This window comes from Clostridium gasigenes (genome assembly GCF_900104115.1).
Classification (GTDB): Bacteria; Bacillota; Clostridia; order Clostridiales; family Clostridiaceae; genus Clostridium; species Clostridium gasigenes.
This window is the reverse complement of the sequence record NZ_FNJM01000001.1, coordinates 252,926-274,409: the sequence shown is the minus strand read 5'-3', so window position 1 is coordinate 274,409 and position 21,484 is coordinate 252,926. Positions and strand designations below refer to the sequence as shown.

Sequence of the window (21,484 nt, the reverse complement as noted above, 5' to 3'; positions counted from 1 at the left end):
TTATTTTCACATTTAATTCTCTCTTTGAATCAATGTATTTAGAAATACATATAGAAGAAACCATGTAGTTACTTATTCTACATAGTTAAACTCATTCTACTTTCTAACTACAATATTAATATGTTCCGTAGCATCTCTATATTGTTTTAGTTCACATGTTTCTACTGCTGCGTTGATAAAATTTTCATATATTTCTTTGTTACTATTTGCAAGTTTTTTAATATCTGTAGAAATTCCACTAAGAAATCCTTCTGCACCAGCATATGATACTATTTCAAATCCTACCTCTTCTACTTCCTGTAAAGCTTTTTCTGCTGTTGTAAAATAAGTTTTTGTAAAGCTTTCTTCTTCTGAAAAACTTAAATCTCCATTCATATATCTTTTAAATTTATTTTTATTATCAAACTCAAGTGGAAACTCAGTTACTGCTGCTTTAATCGCTCCCCAGGTATTTATATATGATATTATCGCTACTGCATCTTTCTTTAAAATTCTATATACTTCTTTTAAAACTCTTTGCCTCTCTTCTTTAATATGAAGATGATACATAGGTCCCATTACTAATATATTATCATACGATTCAGCTTCAAAACATTCTAGTTCTATTGCACTTCTACAGTAATAATTATTTGCCTTTAATCCTAATTTTTCAATTTCATTTTTAGCAATGTTTAACTCTTCTTGCGATATCTCTAAAAGATCTACTTCATATCCTCTTTTTAAAAGTTCTATTGAATATCTACCTGGTCCTGAACCAATATCAATAACGCTTCCATCATTACTAAAATACTTATCTATTAAAAATAATGTACTTTTATATTCAACAATACTATATGGATTATTAAGCCTTTCCCATTCCATTTCTGCATTACTATCATAATATTCTCTAACCTTATCCACAATATATACCCCCTTGCTTACATTACTTTGTATAACCATATAATCAAATTTCTCAACAGTACCCCAAAATCTCTTTCGAGCCTTGGCAACATTCTTATTTTTAACTATAATTGAATTCATATATAGTCATTATCTTTAGCAACCTCAATTGCTGATATTCTATTATTGACGTGAAGCTTACTATATATATTAATAATATGTGATTTAACTGTTGCTAATGAAATACACAGTACTTCTGCAATTTCCTTATTCGAAGACCCTATTGCTATTTCGTTTAACACCTCAATTTCCCTTTGGCTTAATACAGATTTTGAATTGATATTACATAACTTCATTATTTCCTTATAATATATTTTTTCACTTGAACTCAAACAACTATATATCTCACTATTGGAATCCTTTATTACCTTAGCTACAATATCACTTTCAACATAAAAAGGTTGAAGTATTTTATCTTCGTAACTATAAAATATCGCTTCCTTAAATAGATTTATTATTTCTCTACTGTTTCCCTTCATAATAAACAACATTCTAATTTTAAAAAGTACTACCTCTACAATTTTTAGTTTTATATTGTTTTTACGGGAACAGGTTAGAATTTCATCAGCCATAATAATCGCTTCTTCAAAATCATCTTTGCTTCCTAATATATTAGCATAAACAAATTTGCTTTCTAATGTCCTATTTTCTTGTACTAAGCTTTCATAACTAGTCATAAATTCTAAAATATATTTACCCGAGTATTTATTTTCCTTAAAATAATATTTTAATAATCTTGCTAAATACACTAGATTATTTTGATTTTCATCATTAATGATTTCATTAACTAAATTAACTGCATTTTTAACTTCTCCAATTATAAATTTATATTCTGCTAAGTTATACTTGTATGCCCTATTTAATGGAAGAACATCTTTCGAAATACACTCTTCAACATTTTTTAAAGATTTTTCTGCAGATTTTACATCCATTCGCTTTAAGTGAATACCCGTGATACCTATATCAAAACTTGCTGATAATATAAAGAGCTTTCTACTTAAACCTTTGATTTTTTCCATTTCTTTATAAATCTCTTCACATTTATTGAATTCGCCTAGATCCTCAAGTATTTGAGTTTTATTACTTAAGGCGAAAAATTCCAAATAGAATTTTTCCTTATTTTTAGCATAACCTATCGCTTTATCTATATATTCCAAAGCATCCCTATACTTACTTTGTACATATAAATAAGTAGAATCTTTAATTAATATAATAGACTTTGTTATGTCTTTTAATAGAAGACTATCAATTTCAGAGCTTGTCATTACATTAATATAATTAATATTAAATGTATCCTCTATAAACATATTTGAAAATTTAAATGCTGAATAAAGAATATCCTTATCTATATACTCTTTAATAAGATTATATAGTTCCATGCACTTCTCAAATTCCATATTGACATAATAATAAAAAAAACTTTGATATGCAAAATTAGGATTTTTTATAATAAACCTTATTGGAATCCTATCAATATATGAAAATATTGATACATTATTAGATTCATCTATTATTAATTCCATTGCCTCATTATATCCTTTAGATACAATTAATTGTTCTAAAGATTCATTGTAATCACCAAGTTCTTCTAATATTTTTGCTGCATTAAAATGTAAATCCCACTGATCTTCCTTTTTAAGTTCTTTAAATTTACCTATTAAATATTCCTTTAAAATATTATGATATCTATAAATACCGTTTTCCTCATCTATACATATTATTAAAATATTTTTCTCAATAAGCCCTTCTATCATTTTCTTATATTTAATATTTTCTAGTAGTTTACTACAAATTTCTTCATTAAAATATGATAGAATAGATGTAACAACCAGAAATCCCTTTTCTTCTTCATTTAGAAACTCATAAATTTCCTTTGTTAAATATTCACCTAGCATCCTATTGTTAAGATTTAAATTTATTATTTCACTTTTATTCTTACACCCTACAGCTGCAGCAATAAGTTGCATACCTCCAATCCAACCTTCTGAAACTTCATTTATTAATTTTAAATTTTCTTCACTTTGGTTTAACTTCAGCGTTTGTCTTAAAAATTTAAATCCATCTTTTAAAGAAAGTTTAAAATCATTATCGTCTATTATAAGAAGGTTTCCTTCCATATTTAAAGCCCCTAAATATAAGGTTGGCTCATGTCTAGTAATAATAATTATATGAATATTATGTGAAGTATTCTTTATGAAAAAATCTATGGTATGAAGTAAAAATTCTTCAGTAATATAGTAAAAATCATCGAAAACTATATATATATCTTCATTCTCATCTAGATTATTAATTAAAAGTGTAATAATCTTTTCCATGTTCTCCTTTTGAAAATTAGAATCCTGCATTGATAGAAAATCCTGTTTTGCATTTCCTAGATATTCTCCTACTGCTTCAATAAAATAATTCCAAAATATAAATACATTATTACAACTCTCATCAATAGATATCCACTTTAAATTTAATATTTTATTTTCCTTAACAAAGGTAGTAATTAATGTAGTTTTCCCAGCACCTGCTCCACCTTTAACTAACGTAACTTTATATTCATCTATTTTCTCTAGTTTTGAAAAAAGCTCTTCTCTAACTATATAACTATTTCTTGGTTGTGGCATTTTCAATTTTGTTGACATTAATATCATATCATCACCCTTGTGAATATTTTACATTATTTCTTTGCAAGAATGTAATATTTTTTTATTTTTATAGAAGATATTATATAAAATGCCAATATTAAAATTAATATATAAGCTAATTGTGGAATCATTGAAGATATTTTTGTACCTCTTTCTAAACCCTGCACGAAACTTAAAAAATCTTTTTGTGGCAATATACATAATGCACTTTCAAGTATTTTATTACCACCTTCAAATGAATAAAAACTTCCTGATAAAATAGTTGTTAAAGTAACAATTGAAGACCCTAACATATTAGCGGTATCCCCAACCTTTAATAATGAATTTAAAAGCATTGCAAAAGAAATACCTAGTGATGAAATTAAACTAAGTAATCCAACATATTGCATTAGACTAAACCCTATACTAATTCCAAATATATATTTAACTATTACAATAACAAAAAATGTTGGCACTAATACTAATAAAAATATTGATATGAAATAAGAAAGCATATATTTAAATATAGAAATTGGTGAAGTTGCAATTCTTTCTATTTGCTTTTGCTCTCTATCCTCTGCAAGTAAAAACATATACGTAACTGTTTGCATCAATATAAATATTTCTAGAAACCCTAAAATATTAGTACCTATGCCTCTTATATTTTTAATTTCTGGTTTAAACCCTTCTGGATCCTTTATAACTTCCTCTATTAATTTTTTAAAGTCATCACCTTTTATAGTATTAACTTCATAATTTCCATTACCTTTATCTATTATTACTCCATCGTACTTTCCAGTCACTAAATCTGACTCATTTGGTTCTTTTTGCATATATAAAAATTTTACATAATTAGATTTTAGATTCTCATTACTACTTGAAGTCACCACAGCAAGTGTTCCTTTCACCTCCATTTTTTTGGTTAATAACACCGCTAAGGATGTTGCTACTATTGTCATTACTAAAGAAATAATAATATAATTTTTCTTACTTATCATTCTATAAAAATGGTTTTTAATAAATACTAGCATATATAGTCCTCTCCTTTATACAGCCTTTTGCACATAATTAAACCTAGTACGCATAAAAATATTAGAAAGCTTATTGTAGGTATATAATAAGTAAAATCCCTATCATAGATTACTCTAAAAACACTGCTAACAATCCATTTTATAGGTGATATATAACTTGTTTTTTCTACTACGCTTCCTAAAGAATCAACTCTAAAGAATAATCCACCTAAAATTGCAAATACATTTATAAAAATATTTAGAACCTGATTTGCAGTGTTTTCACTTTTAAATATTATACAAAGCAGTACTCCAAGTATCGATGCTAAAATTTGAAAAATTATTAATAATAGTATAATATAAATAATGTTATTTCCACCAAAATTAATATTCAAAACTACCTTTAATGTTAATATTAGTAATAGGTCACAAATAGCTGAATAACTAAATGCCGCTACTATTTTTGAAATATAAATATAACTTTTAGGTAAAGGCGCATATATAAGTCTCATATTACCTTTTTTTATACGCTCCTCCATAAAACTGTTTGCAGATAAACAAGATGACATAAAAATCATATATATCATTATAGTTATACCGTAATAATCATATGAAGTAACTTCACTTCCATATGCACCACTATTTAAAAACCCAAGAATTAGTACAAGGAGAAATGGGAATGCAATACTGAAAAAACTCCACATAGGATTTAGTACTAGGTTCAGAAAGTCTCTTTTTAATATCTGTAAAAACTTATACATTAACTTCACCTCTAATCTCTTAAAGTCTTGCCTGTTAGGCTCAAAAATACATTTTCTAAACTGGCTGTTTTGCATGTTAAGTTTCTAATTGCAACGCCCATATTAACTAATTTAATAATTATCTTATCTAAATTTTCTATTCCAGTTATAGTTTCAATTTCGATTTTATCATCATTTATTCTAATTTTTTTTACACCTTCAATATTATAAAACTCTTCTAGGTCAACATTTTCTAAATTATCTGCATCTATAATAAGCTTTTTGTATTTAACTACTTCTTCCTTAAGTTTTTCCTTTGTCCCCTCTGCTATTATTTCGCCCTTATCCATTACTATTATTCTTGTTGATATTTCTTCGACCTCTTCCATATAATGAGTTGTATAAATAATAGTAATTCCCTTATCTCTCATCTTTTTAACGCAACTTAATATATGATTTCTAGATTGAGGATCTATGCCTACAGTTGGTTCATCCATTATAAGCACCTCAGGGTTATGAGCTATTGCGCAGGCAATATTTAGTCTCCTCTTCATTCCCCCTGAGAATGTTTTTACCTTGTCAAATTTTCTATCTGTAAGACCTGCAAACTCTAGAGCCTCCTCTGTTTTAACATCAAGTTCCTTCCCCTTTAGTCCATAAAGTGATGCAAAAAACCTGATATTTTTCTCAGCTGAAATGTCCTCATACAATGAAATATCCTGTGGTACTATTCCAAGACATTTTTTAAATTCCATATCATCATTAACTATTTTTCTATTTTTATAATATATATCCCCTTTGTCATAACCAAGTGCACCTATAAGAACATTTATAGTAGTACTTTTACCTGCACCATTTGGTCCTAAGAAACAAAGTATTTCACCTCTCTCAACTTCAAATGTTATACCTTTAATCACCTTATTGTCTTTATAGCTTTTTTCTAAATTCCTTACTTCAATAATATTATTCATCTAACATCAACTCCTGTAATATCATTATATATTTTACATTCATATTTGAAATCAACCGAAAGGTTGATTTTTTTTATACTTAGGGTTTAAAAATATTAAGTTATTAATTTTCAGCATAAAAAAATCCACGACATTTCTACTGTCGTGGATTTCATAATTTAGCTACTACACTTTTCTTATTTTCTATCTAGAATTAATAGTCACATTTTATTCTTATCTTTCCATTTTCATTTATTCTACTTATTGTGTAGTCTCCATCTATTGTTCCAACAGATTTTTCACCACTTATTATAAATCCCCCTATATTTTCTTCTCCATTATTTAAGAAAGTTATTTATTTAATTGTTGGTATACATTCTATCTTTGACACACTGTTAATTGCTTCTATACTCAGTGTATTAAAAACAAATATTTTTAATACACTTTAATTTGTATATCTAATTTCCTTCATGACATCAAAAAACAGCTCAGGTTGGTCTATCATTGTCAAATGTCCTGCATTAGGAATTTTAAAGAACTTCTTATTAGGAGCCTTAACAATTTCATAGTATTTTTCAGCTAAAACGTACGGTGTTTGCCAATCATCACCGCCTAAAATATAATACATAGGCACATCATAATTGCTTGGGTATGCGTAAAGATCAAATTTACATAAGTAATTAAATAAATTTTTATTTGATTTCATACCATTTCTAAGTGCCATAATATCACTTAGTTTAAATATTGGACTTTTAAATGCAAGTAAAATTAAACCTAATGTAGGCGCAACTGCTAACTTATACTTTTCCTGAAGATGTCTTAATTTTTTAATACTTTTCAGAAAATTACAATCAAAATTTTCACCCGGATAGTCTCCAATTGCTTCAAGCTTCTTTAAATCACTTTTATTATTACTTTCTATAATTACTTCCTTAATTTTTTCATAGCCGACTCTTTCATTTTCTAACATATTAACTACTTGCCCAACACCAATATAATATTCTACTTCATTTGGATATTTTAAAGTGAACAAGCTACCTAAAAGGCTACCAAAAGAATGACCAAATATCACAATTTTTTCTTTCTTATATCTTTTCTTTAAATATTGAACAATCTCATAAGTATCTTCCATAATAGAATCACTTGTTGGATAATGCTCCTCCCTTTGGTTTTTAGAAAGAGTTTTTCCAGCCCCTCTTTGGTCCCAGTGAACCACTGTATAAATTTCTTCCCATTTCTCCTGAAAAGCATGAGCAAACAAGGATTCCACAGATCCAGGACCCCCATGTAAAAATAACATTACAGGATTTTCCTCATTTGTTCCACAGTGATAAAGATACTGTAATATACCATTAATTTCAATATACTCATCAAAATAAATTGCTCTATTATTCTTATTTCTCATATGATTGCATCCTCCAATTTTATTCTTTAGATATATCTCTTATTTTCCATCTTTTTATTATAACATTTTTTTCATATTAACCCAATTAATTCTTGAACATTCTATCTTAATAATAATATAACCTTCACAATATATTTCTATACTGTGAAGGTTATATCTATTTCTGGTTCCAATCCATTACTTTAATTACTTTGTCTTTTACTAATTATTTAACTCATAAATAAATGCTCAATTAATATATTAATTCCGATAATTATTAATATTACCCCACCAATAATTTCTGCATATTTCTGAAGAATACATCCTAATTTTTTACCTATAAGTACTGCTGCTATACATAGTATAAATGTTGTTAATCCTATTATAGTTGCTGCTGGAATTATGCTAACCTCTAAAAATGCAAAACTTACTCCTACAGCTAATGCATCTATGCTTGTTGCAATTGCTAGTATTGTTAAACTTTTATGGCTTAGTTCTTCACTTTTAATTTCACATTGTTTATCGCAAATATCTCTATCTAAACTAACTTCTTCTTGTATTTCAATTATTTTATCTTCTTTTTCTATCTTATCTATTTCTCGTACTTCATCTTGTTTATTTTCTTTTCGTTCCTTATTCCCTTTAAGTGATTCATATATCATTTTTCCACCAATTACGCTTAATAATATAAATGCAATCCAATGATCAAATGATTTAATATAGTTTTCAAAATATCTCCCTGCAAACCACCCTATTAATGGCATTACCCCCTGAAATACTCCAAAGAACAAAGCTATTTTTATAGCATTTCTAAGTAAATTTTTCTTTACTGTCATTCCCTTTGCAATTGAAACCGCAACTGCATCCATTGATAGTCCTATTGCTGTCATAAATATTGATAATAATCCCATTTTAGATCTCCTTTTTTCTTTTAATAATTTAAAACTAAAGCATCTCCAACTAAACTACTCCACACTAAAGTATGGAGGTTTTTCGTAGATGGACTAGAGCCTTGTATTGGAAAATACATATATAGTTTGCAAAATAAAAGAGACTTATACGTAGCGCAAAACTACGTATAAGTCTCGTTATTTAATATTAAGCCAGGATTTACATCCATTATGTTGACTTAATAACTATTCAAAGCTAACTACTCCCCTATACAAATGAGTATCTATTTAATTAACTATCTAATAATACCAATATTTATATATATATTCAAGTTAAACTTATAAGTTTCATTAACAAAGTATCTATTTGAAAATAAATATAAAAATAACTTTAACAAAGGTTGCCCGATGTTAAAGTTATTTTAAATCCTATTTTCTAGAAATATATATTCTAATCTTATTAATTATATTTTATAGATCCATGAACATTTTCATGTCATCTTCTACATTTGTTATTCCACCTATACCAAAGTTTTCAACTAATACATTTGTTACATTTGGTGATAGGAATGCTGGAAGTGTTGGTCCTAAGTGAATATTCTTCACTCCAAGGTGTAATAATGATAATAATACTATTACAGCTTTTTGTTCGTACCATGCAATGTTATAAGCTATTGGAAGTTCATTTATATCTTGTAATTCAAATACTTCCTTTAATTTTAAAGCTATTAATACTAATGAATATGAATCATTACATTGTCCTGCATCTAAAACTCTTGGAATTCCGCCAATATCGCCTAAGTTTAATTTGTTATATTTATATTTTGCACATCCTGCTGTTAATATAACTGCATCTTGCGGAAGCGCCTCTGCAAAATCTGTGTAGTAGTTTCTTGATTTAGCTCTACCATCACAACCTGCCATAACAAAGAACTTCTTAATTGCTCCTGTTTTAACAGCATCAACAACCTTATCTGCTAAAGCTATAACTTGGTTATGTGCAAAACCTCCAAGTATTTCTCCTGTTTCTATTTCTACTGGTGGCATGCATTTTTTAGCTAATTCTATAATTTTGCTAAAATCTTTTTTACCATTTTCATCCGCATTTATATGAGCGCAGCCTTCATAACCTGAAGCTCCCGTAGTGAATATTTTATCTTTATATGAATCTTTTGGTGGAACTATACAGTTAGTAGTCATAAGTATTGGTCCATTAAAGCTTTCAAATTCTTCTTTTTGTTTCCACCATGCATTACCATAGTTTCCTACTAAGTTTGAATATTTTTTAAATTCTGGGTAGTAATGTGCTGGTAACATTTCTGAATGAGTATACACATCTACTCCTGTATCTTTTGTTTGTTCTAATAACTGTTCTAAATCTTTTAAATCATGTCCTGAAACTAATATACCAGGCTTTGATTTAACTCCTATATTTACTTTTGTAGCTTCTGGGTGACCATAAGTCTTAGTGTTAGCTGTATCTAATAAAGCCATTCCATCAACACCAAATTTACCAGTTTCTAAAGTTAATGCTACATATTCATCAACAGTAACATTGTTGTCTGTTGTTTTTGCTAATGCTCTTTGCATAAATATTGATATATCTTCGCAATCATGACCAAGTACATTTGCATGTTTCAAATATGCTGATAATCCTTTTAATCCGTAAATAACAAGTTCTCTTAAACTTCTAATGTCTTCATTTTCAGTAGCTAGTACACCTACTAGTTTAGCCTTAACTTCAAATTCTTCATTAGTTACGCCACTCCATAGCCCTGCTCTAATATTATCTTTATTAGTTACTTTAGCTAATAATTCATTTTTAACTTTTAAAGTATTTCTTATACTATTATAAAATACCTCATTATCAAAGTTTGCATTTGTTATTGTTTTGAAAAGATTCATTGTAACTAAATGATTTACTTCTTCTGAAACTTTTATTCCTTCTGCTCTTGCTTCTACTGCTACTTCTGATAATCCTTTAGTTGTGTATATTAATAAATCTTGTAACCCTGCAAGTTCTGGTGTTTTACCACAAACACCCTTTATTGTGCAACCTGTACATCCCGCTGCTTCTTGACACTGAAAACAAAACATCTTTTTATCCATAATAGAAACCTCCATTGATATATTTATTTATTACTATTAAAGTAATAATGTTTTTACTTTTTAATATGTTTTAGGTCTATTTCATATACTCATTATAGTTCCATATACGAAATAAATCCGTAACATATGTTACGGATTTTAAAATATATATTTTATTTGCACATTATTTCTTTAAGGGCGTTCATATCTAAAACATTAATTTCGTTTTTATTAGATTCTAAAATGCCATCTTCCTGCATCCTTATAAGTTCCCTTGATAACGATGGTCTTTGAATGCCTAGATATTCTGCTAATTCTTTTTTGTTTACATTAAGTTTTATTTTTTCACTTTTTTGAATATTAACCTGTTCTAAAATAAATTTCGCAAGTTTTTGTCTTATACTAGAAAGAGATATTATCTTCATCTTGTTATTAATCATTAGAACTTTTTCACTTAGTAAGGACATAAAGTTCCAAAGAAAATTTTTATCACTAGAGCACAATTCAACAATGGTATTATTTGGTATAAACATTATATTACTTTTAACTGATGCCATTACTGTAGCTGGATAGGTTTTTCTTGTTGAAAAAACTATCGCTTCTCCAAATGTACTACCTTCTATAAACCTTTGAATTGTTAAACTTCTTCCACTTTCATATATATTTTCAATTTCTACACTACCACTTAAAACTATACCTATATATTCACATTCACTATCCTCTATAGCTATAATATCACCTTTATTATAATTAACTATTTTATAGTTTTTCTCTTTAAGTATGTTTTTTATATATTCATTTTCCATGCCTTTGAAAATACTACATTTTTGTAGCACTTCTAAATACTCTTCCATTTGTTCACCTTCATATCAATATATTTAATTATTTTTTCAAATTTCCGTACTCTTTATACTATAATTATATTGTACTTCTATTTTTACCTTTGTAAAACCTATTATAAGGTATTTTCAAAAAATAACAAACCAATTTACCAATCTATTTTTTATGTGCATTTAGTTAACATGTTATATTTATCTTGTCTTATTTTAATTCCATCTATATTTTTTATACTTACATTCATTTTTTCTGATACTATCATGTTAATATTTAAATTTTTATCATTTTCCTTTTTAGGTTTTTCAAATTCTTCTTCCCATAAAAATATCGATTTACCTATTAACCCACTTGATAACCTAACTAAATTAACAAGATCCCTTTTTTTATTAAGTTCTCTTTTAACAATATATAATTCATGTCTTAAAACTTCATAAGGATCTCTAGATTCCTGTTTAAGTAATTCTTTATACTTTGCCAATGCATTTTCTTGTTCTTTCTTTTTAGGGAATTTTTCTATTTTCCACTCTAAAACTTTTGCAGTGTATATTTCACAGGCAGCAGTTTCTTCATGTAATACTTTGAGAGGTATATAAGTTCCCTTTTTATCTACTCTAAACATTTTTCTAATTTGAATTTCTTCTTTTGACATATCTACTAAATCTATTTTTTCAGCATTCCCAATTTTAAACAATTCATCTATTTGCTTTTTCACAGCCCATTGCTTGCATTCTAAAACTTCTATGTCATAGATAGCTTTAGCTAAATCATTTTTGTTTAATGATTTTAATAATCTTTTATTTGTTGCCTTAAGCTTAGTTAAATCTAAAATAGAAATTTCACGGTGTTCTGATTTTATTGTCTTTTTAATTATTTTTTCTTTTCTAAGCTTAGTTTTTAATTCTTTAGATAATTCACACCATAGTTGTGTTGTGTTTATATTACCATTAACAATAAGACTATAATCTCTATACACTACCGCATCTAGCTTTAACTTATTAGTAGTATTTTGTACTTCTCCTTTTATTTCAACTTTAACTCCAATATTTAATTTTTTAGATCCTATTGAAAGATTTATTATTTTCCCATATCCCTCCTTTGGATAAATAAATTTATACTCATCTTCTATACTTTTACTCTTTACCCCTATTCTTTTATATTTATATTTATAATCCCAAAGAAGTTTCGACTCCTCATCCTCAAGTATTTCCTTTAATACTTCTAAAAGGCATAAAGGTTACTCTTCTAGTGATTGAACTTTTATATTTACTTTACCTTTTTTAAATCTTTTATCCTTACTTTCAATTAGTTTATTTAATAAATTAATTATCTTTCCCTTCTCTAAGAAGGAATAGCAGTTTGCTAAAGAAGCATAAGCCCCTATATCCTGTGTTTGTGCTATTGCAACTTCTCCGCTTTCTATATCCTCATTAATAACATGATATAAAGCCAATCCATAAAAGAAGTCCTCTAAAGCCTCTTCGGGCATTTCTTTTTTTGTAGCCTTTATTTTTTTATCATTAATAATAATTTCTTCATTAAAAACTACAATTATATTTTCTCCATTATTTTTCAATACTTTTATAATCTCAGGCTTATTCTTTCTAGTACTTTCATTAATAATAAAATAATCATTATTTGTAATGCTAAAATCTATTAATTCTTTATTGTTTACTTCTTGCGCCATAGTTACAATAGTTTTATAATAATCAATAATTTCATCAATATGAATAAACCTTCCTGTATTTCCTCTCCTTACAAGCTCTAAAAGAAATTCTCTATCATAATATTGCCCAAACCCAATTGCATCTAAGAATATTCCTTTCTCATTACATATATCTGCAATTGCAAAACATTTTTCTTCTTCAACTATGCAATTCCATTTACTAGGCACTAAATATCCATCTGTAAATAAAACTATATGGTGCTTATCACATACACCTGCTAATGTTTTTACAATTTCTATAGATTCTTCTAAAGGCCTAGACATTACCGTAATTCCTCTTGCATACACTTCTTCCTCTAAAGTTTCATATACCTGAGCCATTCTAAAAGATATTAAATCACATTTAACTGCATTAATAATTCTAAAAGTTTCTTCATGTCCAGAATAAAGTATTACTGAAACATAGTTATTCCCGCTTTTTCTTAAAGCATCTAATGTTGATTTAAGCCTAACCTTAAGTTCTTCAATTTCGCAACACATACTTCCCGATACATCAACTAAAAGTATATGATGATTTACAGTTTCTTTAATTTCAGATACAGTTTTAATTGAATAAAAGTTACATTCCTTTGTTTCAATATCTGAAATTTGAATTTCTTTTCTTCCAATAAACTTTGTGTCTACTTTGGATACAGCCACAATAAATTCCCCCATCAAAATTTTACATTCTTAAATTTATACTCTAAAAATGTAATTTTAATGATTGAATTTTTAAAATAACTATATTACTTTAGCAATTTTTCTCCCTTTTAATAATATACTTGATATTATTAAGAGCACTGGTAGCTCTATTAATGGTCCAATTACTAATGCTAATGCTATTATTGGTTTATCTGGAAATGATAACACTGCTATTGCAAGTGCAATGGGTGAATTTCTTGCAAGTGTAGTTAATTTTAAAACTACTTTATCTTCATATTGTAATTTAAATAGTTTACCTATCCATTGTCCTATAATTAAATTTATTATAAAGAATAGTAAAATAGGTATTAATAATTTAAATAATACTTGTGGATTTGTTATAAGTAATCTACCTTGGGATGCAAACATTGTGGCTATTGCTAAATTCAAAAACCAGCCTTGAAACTTACATGCTTTTTTCGAAATAACTTTTTCAAAATAGTTTTCACCCTTTTTAGATAATATTATTTTTCTATATATTGAAGCTAAAACTAAGGGTATTAATAAACTTACAATAGTACTAGTAAGTAAATTCACTACATCTAACTTAACACTAGTTCCTCCTATTATTAGTATGTATAAAGGAAGTAATATTATTTGCAAAATAAAGTTTAATGGTAGAAGTGACGCTCCAAGTGCCCTATTTCCTTTTGCTCTGGCTATAAATATTAAATACCAATCTGTACATGGGGTAACCATTAGCATAACAAATCCAATTAATAAATCTGGATCATTACTTAAAAATACCCTTCCAAGTAAAAATACTAATATTGGTGTCCATATAAAATTAATTACTACTGTTATTGCTGTAAATTTAATATTTTTAATAGATTTCCCTATATCACTTATAGGGATTTGAATAAACAATAAAAATAACATTATTATTAAAGCTGGAATTATAACATATCCAGCTGCTAATCCAATTATACTAACTTGTCCAAGTAATACACTTATAAATATTAATAGTAATAAAATCCCTGATTGAAACTTATTTATGTCATTCATATCGCTGTCTCCTCTTCGGTCAATTAATAGTTATCATTTTTCAGTTTCCTAAATCATGTTTAGTCTCAATGTTATCACATGTGATAATAATTATCAATAAGTAGAATATCTACGGAGTCCCCTTCTAAATTTATTTAAAAGAAAAAAGCCAGCATTATGCTGACTTATCTCAAAGGTCACAGTCTAATATATCTTCGCCTGTTCGTTAATTAATTCTCTAATCTTTACTTAATCCTAATTTAACTATAGCCTTAAATAAATCCCCATCAGTTTGGATAACAAATTCTCCACCTTGGATTTCTACTAAACCTTTTGCTATTGAAAGTCCAAGACCTGAGCCTTCTTCGCTTCTTGAATCATCGCCTCTTTTAAATCTTTCTGTAATTTCACCAACCTCAAAGCTTAATTCATATGCTGATATATTTTTAAAAGTTACATATGCATATTCCTCATTAGTATAAAGATCTATATAAACTCTTGTACCCTTTAATGAATACTTAACTATATTAGAAATTAGATTTTCAAAAACTCTAAACAATTTTTTACCGTCTGCATTTATATAAATTTTATTTTCAGGAAAATTAACTTTCATATCTAAATTAGCTTCTGTTACCTTTCCTTCCATTTCTGCAATGCTTTGAGTTAAAAGTTGATTTAGTTGGATTTTTTCTATATTTAATTCTACAGTTCCGCTTGTAGCCTTAGCTGCTTCAAATAAATCTTCTATAAGAACTTTTAATCTCTTTGATTTTTGATCTAAAATTTCAATATAATCATTTAAATGCTCTGGCATAACATCTTCTTTTTTAAGCAAATCCACATAATTTAATATAGATGTTAAAGGTGTTTTTAAATCATGAGAAACATTTGTTATAAGCTCACTTTTCATTCTTTCGCTTTTAAGCCTTTCTTCAATAGAATTCTCTAGCCCACTTCCAATATCATTTATATTTTCTGCTAAAACTGTGAATTCATCATTACCTTTTACTTCTATTTTATAATTTAGGTCTCCATCCTTTATCTTATTAACACCTTCCATAATATCATTTAAATATCCTAATTTACCTACTATATATAATGTAAATAATATATAGCTAGTAACCCCTACAAATATGCCCAACCTAGAAGGATTTCTATATGGATTTAATACTGTATCAAAAATAAATATTCCCATATTTATCAGTATAATAATTATAAAGATTATTACTATTTTTCTAACTAAGCCTATTTGCTTAGTAGCTATAATAATTCTTTTTATATATATTGTTCCATATTTTAATATTTTACACATAAAACTATTCTTAATCATAATCTTATCTTTTTTATTTTGGATAAGCATATATATCATAGTTATATATATAGTTTTGAGCATTATACTACTTATCATTGCAAACGGTACTACAAATACCCTATCTTCACATCCCCACTTTATATCTGTGTAGACATAAAGTCTAATTATATTATCTGTAAATATTAATATAGTAACAAATACCAGCTTTAATTCTAGTGGTATTCTAGTGTAATGCTTGTATATTTTATTTTCTTCATTAATTCCAGTATAACCTCTTTTCTTATAAATAAATCTCGTAAAAATAAACATCACTAACCCAACTGCTCCAATAATAATCATAAATATTTTCATATTATAGCCAACCATATTCTTTGAGTAAATGCTGGTTAAATAGTCATACTCTCCTGGATTTTCTGGAAATACAATATAAGTGCTTATATCATTACCTTTAACCTCAGTCCTTTTTCTATCTACTATTCTTCTTCCTTTAATTTTTCTATCTATAGTTAATATCCAATCCTCATTCTTTTTATTCTCATAAACAAAATTTTCATCACCTATCTTTAAATTGAATTTATATCTCTCTCCTTCAATTTCTGCATATCCTTTTTTCTCTTTTTTAAAATCATCAATATTATCATATTTTGTATTTGTATATATTTCTTTTGTTTCATTATTAACTGACATATATTCTATATTTTTTTCTGCATATAAATCGCCCAATTCTTCCATTTGATCACTATATATATAATCTGTATCTACCTCTGAATAGATTTTATTAAACTTCTCATTTATATAATTATTAAATTCTTCACTTTTATAGAATTCCTTGTTATGCCCACTGTATAACCACATATTTTCCCAACGTAGCGGTAATAACATTAATGCTATTGAAACTATAATTGTGAAAAATAGTATTATTTTGCAATTTTTATTGTTTTTCAATTTTATATCCAAGTCCCCACACCACCTTTAAATACTTTGGATCTTTAGTATTTATTTCTATCTTTTCTCTTATTCTTCTTATATGAACTGCTATAACGTTATCTGCATTAAAACATGGATCATCCCAAACTCTTTCGTATATTTCATCTGTTGGAAAAACTCTTCCTTGGTTTGATAAAAGTAATTGAAGTATTTTAATTTCTTTAGCTGTCATTTTAACGTCTTCACCATCAACTAAAACTACTTTAGTTTGCAAATTAAGCTCAAGTCCTCCACATTTTAATATATCTTCAGTTTCATTATTATAATTACCTAAGGTTATATATCTTCTAAGTTGTGATTTCACTCTTGCAATAAGTTCTAGCGGATTAAAAGGTTTCGTTATATAATCATCTGCCCCTAAATTTAACCCAATTACTTTATCAGAATCCTCTGATCTTGCGGATATTAATATTATAGGAATATTTTTTTCTTCCCTTATTTTTATAGTTGCCTTTAATCCATCTAGCTTTGGCATCATTATATCCATAATAATAAGATGAATATCTTTGGATAGCAGAATGTCTAAAGCTTCCAATCCATCATAAGCTTTAAAGATATTTACACCTTCATTTTTTAAATATATTTCTATAGCATCAACTATTTCCCTATCATCATCTACAACTAAAACGTTACTCATTTTGTCCCCCTAATCACTTGTTAAAATTGTTATTTTCCCCATAACACTATTTTTATTCCTTAATTATACACTATAATAATCTCTTCTCTCATTACTTGTCTTTATAATATAAATTTTATCTTACAAATCAGTTAGCAAAAATCTTACAAAACTATGAAGTTTAATATTAGAAATTTATTTTTCCCTAACTTAATAATTTGCAAAAAAATAAAAGCAACCTAAAATAGGCTACTTTATTATACTTGTTAATTAATTAAAAATTTAGCTGATTTCAAATCTCTCTTTGCAAATTCAAACCATTCTAAATATAACTCTTCCTTCCCCATAAATTTTAACTCCTTGAAGTAAAATTTCGTTTTCCATAGTGTAGTTTCTTTTTGCTCTTTCACTAAATTCATCACTATAATAAACTAATATATCAATAGGCATAGTTGCCACTTTGGCCATTGCTTTTCTTATTGTTTTAATTATTTCTAGCTTTCTCTTACTTTTGTCATCAGTTATTATACATATATCTAAATCACTTTCAACATTCGGAGTTCCATATGCATAAGATCCAAACAAATAAATTTAATATTATTATATACCTATTTTCCACATTAATTGACCTGTAGCAGTTAAAAATGCTGATATTAACATTAATATCATACCAGTTCTAATTTTTATCACCATATAAATTCCCCTATTATTCCTTGTGTTTTACTAACTTTATATCTATTCTTAACCAATGACAACATAGGCTTATCACCTAAAGAATCTGAGTATGCAAAAGAGTTTTCAAAATCTATTTCCAAATTTCTTTCCTCTAAATATTGATTTATCCTTTTAAGTTTTTCACCGCCTTTGCAATTTTCACCTTCGATTTCATTAATATACTTATCATCTATTTTTTTAATCTTTGTGCCTATTATTCCATCAATATAATTGTTTTTTTTGAACCAACTTAAATATGCTTCTGGTGAAGCTGATGCTAATAAAATATGATGTCCTTCTTCTTTATGTTGTTTTAGACGTTTCATAACTTCAATATTAAGGTTATTTAATAATACTTCATTATAAAATCCCTCTAGCTCTTTCTCTGTTAAAAATTTTAGTGGAATATAGATAGCTTCTTTTGCTACTCTTATATCTATAATTCCTAATAAAGCCAACACTATCTTAACTAAAATTATAGGAGTATAAAATATGATTAATGGTCTTTTTTTAATTCCAAATATCAGCATTAAAAACATTGAATCACCCTTTATAATTGTATAATCTACATCAAAAATTGCAAAAGTACTTTTCATTGTTTCACCCCCTAATATATATTTAAAATAACTATACAAGTACAAACCCAAAACATTATACAGCCCCCAAGTTGCTTATCCTTTAATACTAACTCTGTTGGACTTCCACCTTCACCTTTAGAATACATTAAGTAATAGTATCTTAAAACTCCAAAAATAACAAAGATACTTGTCCATATAAAATTTTCTGATACTGATCCTAATATAGAATAAATAGCATAAGACATAATTGTACATGTTAAAGATATATTTATAAGTTGATTTAATAACTCTACAGTATATTGAGATAAATTTTTTCTATGTTCATTTGCCCCTTCCCCTAAAATAATTACTTCATTTCTTCTTTTGCCAAACCCTAAAAATAATGATAAAAATAATGTGCATAAAATTATCCACTTAGAAGTTTCAACGCCTGTAGCGATTCCCCCTGCTAATAATCTTAAAATAAATCCAATTGATATACAAAATACATCTAATAAAATTATATTTTTAATCTTAAACGAATAAATTATATTATTAACCAGATATAAAATTATAATAATAAATATTAATTTTTTTAAATTAATTGCTATAAATAATGATAATATAGCTAATATAATTCCTATTATTATAGCTTTAGTTACGCTAACCTTACCACTAGCAATAGGTCTTTCACACTTCTTAGGATGTTTTCTATCCCTTTCTACATCTACAATATCATTAAGTATATAAACAGTAGATGATATTAAGCAAAAAGCTATAAACGTAAGAATATTACTTTTTGCTACTCCAAAATTAATAATATTATTTGAAAAAATTACTGCTCCAAAAACAAAGAAATTTTTAATCCATTGCTTAGGTCTTAACAATTTTATTATATATTTAAAGTCTTTCATTTTCTTCTCCATTCATATTAATATTTAGAGATGCCTTACTTCTATTAAAAGCTGTCATTGCTAATATTATAAAAATCCAAGCAAATGGATATGCATATCTATCTTGAGATTCTGTTATTAAACATTGAAGAGATACTCCTCCAAATATAATATATAAAAGATCTATTTTATAATTTCTATCTTTTTTATTTTTATATAAACCTATATATGAAAGAACTAAAATTATTAAATAAGAAATTTGTATATAACCTCCGCCTTCTACACTTAACCGTATTAACATCCTACCTTCATTTTTACCAATCATATTTAAATATTCTTCTTTATTATAAGCCTCATCCAGTCCATTTTCTGCCCAAAATGCTCCACCAAAATCTCCTATACTCCATTGTCTACCATATTTAAAAGTGTAAAATTTCAACAAATCTATTTTAGGAGTTTCAATTAATCTTTCCTTTATAATTTCTTTTGCTGCTATATCTACCTTTTCATAATCGCCATTATATTTATCAAAAACTTCCGAATCTTCTTGATTCCATCTTCCAACTGATTTAATGTTACTACCTTTTAGCATAGATACACTTGGCGGCTCTGCACCCCTCCAAAGATGATTTTCAGTTATGTTTAATCCTATTAATGTATAACTGACAATAGCTAGTGGTATTGCAAATGATACTATTAATAATACATTCATAATTATTTTGATTCTGATTTTCTCTCTAAAATATATAAAAACATACATTATATAAGCAATTATAATTACATAGCCAATAGGTCTGAAAATCTGTGTAGCACTTAAACTTACCCCAGATGCTAAAATAAATAATAATTTGTTTTTCGACCTATTATTATTATTAAAAGATTTTAAAAACATTAATATACTTAATAACAATAATGGAATAGCCATATTTTCAGAACAATACACATTATTATAAATAATCATAGGCGGATATATTGCACTTATAAATAACACCCATATACTTTTCTCTTCATCATTAAAAATTTCTTTAGATATAAAAAATAATATTATTACATTAAACATTGAAAATATAATATTTATAAACCTTATAGCTTCCAGTGAATTTCGAAAAACATCCCTAATTAAAGCAAAATATAAAACTGTTATACTCATATGTGGGAACCTTGCAAAATAAGCTGTACCCTCAAACATGTATGTAGCACCATCTAAAAACTCTCCTGCACATATAAACATCCTATTAAAATCTCCTACAGGAATACTATCTATACTATAAAACCATAATAGCCTTAAGGCTAAAGCAATCATCATTATACTAATGATGATTAAAGATTTTTTATATTTATTTTTTAATGTATAGTAAATGCTAAAAATTAATATGATTGCATTTATATAAAATCCAATTGATATTATTGAATTATTTTCACCCCAATTTAAATACGTAATAACTCCAAATGCTACAATACTTCCAATAATTACAATAAAAAATAAGATTCTTAAAGACCAATTCAAATACTTGCTGAATTTTTCCATTAATATTTTCTCCTTTTATAATTTTCTATTAAAAATAGT

The 21,484-nt window shown here is 26.7% G+C and carries 18 protein-coding genes; all 18 read right to left on the bottom strand.

The features are described from left to right. Positions 1-96: 96 nt before the first annotated feature. A complete protein-coding gene (locus BLS77_RS01310) occupies positions 97-1,020 on the bottom strand; it encodes a class I SAM-dependent methyltransferase (RefSeq protein ID WP_242873906.1) in 924 nt (307 codons plus the stop codon). Then, a complete protein-coding gene (locus BLS77_RS01305; RefSeq protein ID WP_089965042.1) occupies positions 1,017-3,578 on the bottom strand; it encodes a LuxR C-terminal-related transcriptional regulator in 2,562 nt (853 codons plus the stop codon). Before BLS77_RS01305 ends, BLS77_RS01310 begins: the two co-directional genes overlap by 4 nt. A 26-nt stretch (positions 3,579-3,604) precedes the next feature. Next, positions 3,605-4,582 carry an ABC transporter permease gene (locus tag BLS77_RS01300; protein WP_089965040.1) on the bottom strand — a complete coding sequence of 326 codons (978 nt, stop codon included), beginning with the start codon at positions 4,580-4,582 and terminating at the stop codon, positions 3,605-3,607. After that, the gene (locus BLS77_RS01295; protein WP_175490728.1) at positions 4,576-5,322 is read right to left on the bottom strand and encodes an ABC transporter permease; all 747 of its coding nucleotides are present in this window, start codon (positions 5,320-5,322) and stop codon (positions 4,576-4,578) included. The genes BLS77_RS01300 and BLS77_RS01295 overlap by 7 nt, the downstream gene beginning before the upstream one ends. 11 nt (positions 5,323-5,333) lie before the next feature. Further along, on the bottom strand, positions 5,334-6,272 hold the full coding sequence (locus tag BLS77_RS01290; RefSeq protein WP_089965036.1) for an ABC transporter ATP-binding protein: 939 nt from the start codon (positions 6,270-6,272) through the stop codon (positions 5,334-5,336). A 424-nt stretch (positions 6,273-6,696) separates the two neighbouring features. Beyond that, on the bottom strand, positions 6,697-7,656 hold the full coding sequence (locus BLS77_RS01285; protein WP_089965034.1) for an alpha/beta fold hydrolase: 960 nt from the start codon (positions 7,654-7,656) through the stop codon (positions 6,697-6,699). A 209-nt stretch (positions 7,657-7,865) separates the two neighbouring features. Further along, the gene (locus BLS77_RS01280) at positions 7,866-8,546 is read right to left on the bottom strand and encodes a manganese efflux pump MntP (RefSeq protein ID WP_089965033.1); all 681 of its coding nucleotides are present in this window, start codon (positions 8,544-8,546) and stop codon (positions 7,866-7,868) included. A gap of 450 nt (positions 8,547-8,996) precedes the next feature. Then, on the bottom strand, positions 8,997-10,634 hold the full coding sequence (gene hcp, locus BLS77_RS01275; RefSeq protein WP_089965031.1) for a hydroxylamine reductase: 1,638 nt from the start codon (positions 10,632-10,634) through the stop codon (positions 8,997-8,999). A 152-nt stretch (positions 10,635-10,786) separates the two neighbouring features. Next, a complete protein-coding gene (locus BLS77_RS01270) occupies positions 10,787-11,467 on the bottom strand; it encodes a Crp/Fnr family transcriptional regulator (RefSeq protein ID WP_089965029.1) in 681 nt (226 codons plus the stop codon). Between the two features lie 149 nt (positions 11,468-11,616). Then, entirely contained in the window at positions 11,617-12,423 is an 807-nt protein-coding gene (locus tag BLS77_RS01265) for a hypothetical protein (protein WP_089965027.1), read from the bottom strand. Between the two features lie 261 nt (positions 12,424-12,684). Next, positions 12,685-13,812: a vWA domain-containing protein gene (locus BLS77_RS01260; protein ID WP_089965025.1), complete on the bottom strand. Its 1,128-nt coding sequence runs from the start codon at positions 13,810-13,812 to the stop codon at positions 12,685-12,687. A gap of 81 nt (positions 13,813-13,893) precedes the next feature. Beyond that, a complete protein-coding gene (locus tag BLS77_RS01255; protein WP_089965023.1) occupies positions 13,894-14,859 on the bottom strand; it encodes an arsenic resistance protein in 966 nt (321 codons plus the stop codon). Positions 14,860-15,076: 217 nt separating this feature from the next. Further along, entirely contained in the window at positions 15,077-17,107 is a 2,031-nt protein-coding gene (locus tag BLS77_RS01250) for a HAMP domain-containing sensor histidine kinase (protein WP_089965021.1), read from the bottom strand. Next, a complete protein-coding gene (locus BLS77_RS01245; RefSeq protein WP_089965020.1) occupies positions 17,082-17,774 on the bottom strand; it encodes a response regulator transcription factor in 693 nt (230 codons plus the stop codon). The genes BLS77_RS01250 and BLS77_RS01245 overlap by 26 nt, the downstream gene beginning before the upstream one ends. A gap of 291 nt (positions 17,775-18,065) precedes the next feature. Continuing rightward, a complete protein-coding gene (locus BLS77_RS01240) occupies positions 18,066-18,338 on the bottom strand; it encodes a nucleotidyltransferase domain-containing protein (RefSeq protein ID WP_207648670.1) in 273 nt (90 codons plus the stop codon). A gap of 101 nt (positions 18,339-18,439) precedes the next feature. Further along, the gene (locus tag BLS77_RS01235; protein WP_139164801.1) at positions 18,440-19,063 is read right to left on the bottom strand and encodes an HAD-IB family hydrolase; all 624 of its coding nucleotides are present in this window, start codon (positions 19,061-19,063) and stop codon (positions 18,440-18,442) included. 11 nt (positions 19,064-19,074) lie between these two features. Continuing rightward, on the bottom strand, positions 19,075-19,938 hold the full coding sequence (locus BLS77_RS01230) for a decaprenyl-phosphate phosphoribosyltransferase (RefSeq protein ID WP_089965013.1): 864 nt from the start codon (positions 19,936-19,938) through the stop codon (positions 19,075-19,077). Beyond that, positions 19,925-21,445 (bottom strand): glycosyltransferase family 39 protein, encoded by a 1,521-nt coding sequence (locus BLS77_RS01225; protein ID WP_242873905.1) that lies wholly within the window; start codon positions 21,443-21,445, stop codon positions 19,925-19,927. Before BLS77_RS01225 ends, BLS77_RS01230 begins: the two co-directional genes overlap by 14 nt. Between the last annotated feature and the right edge of the window lie 39 nt (positions 21,446-21,484).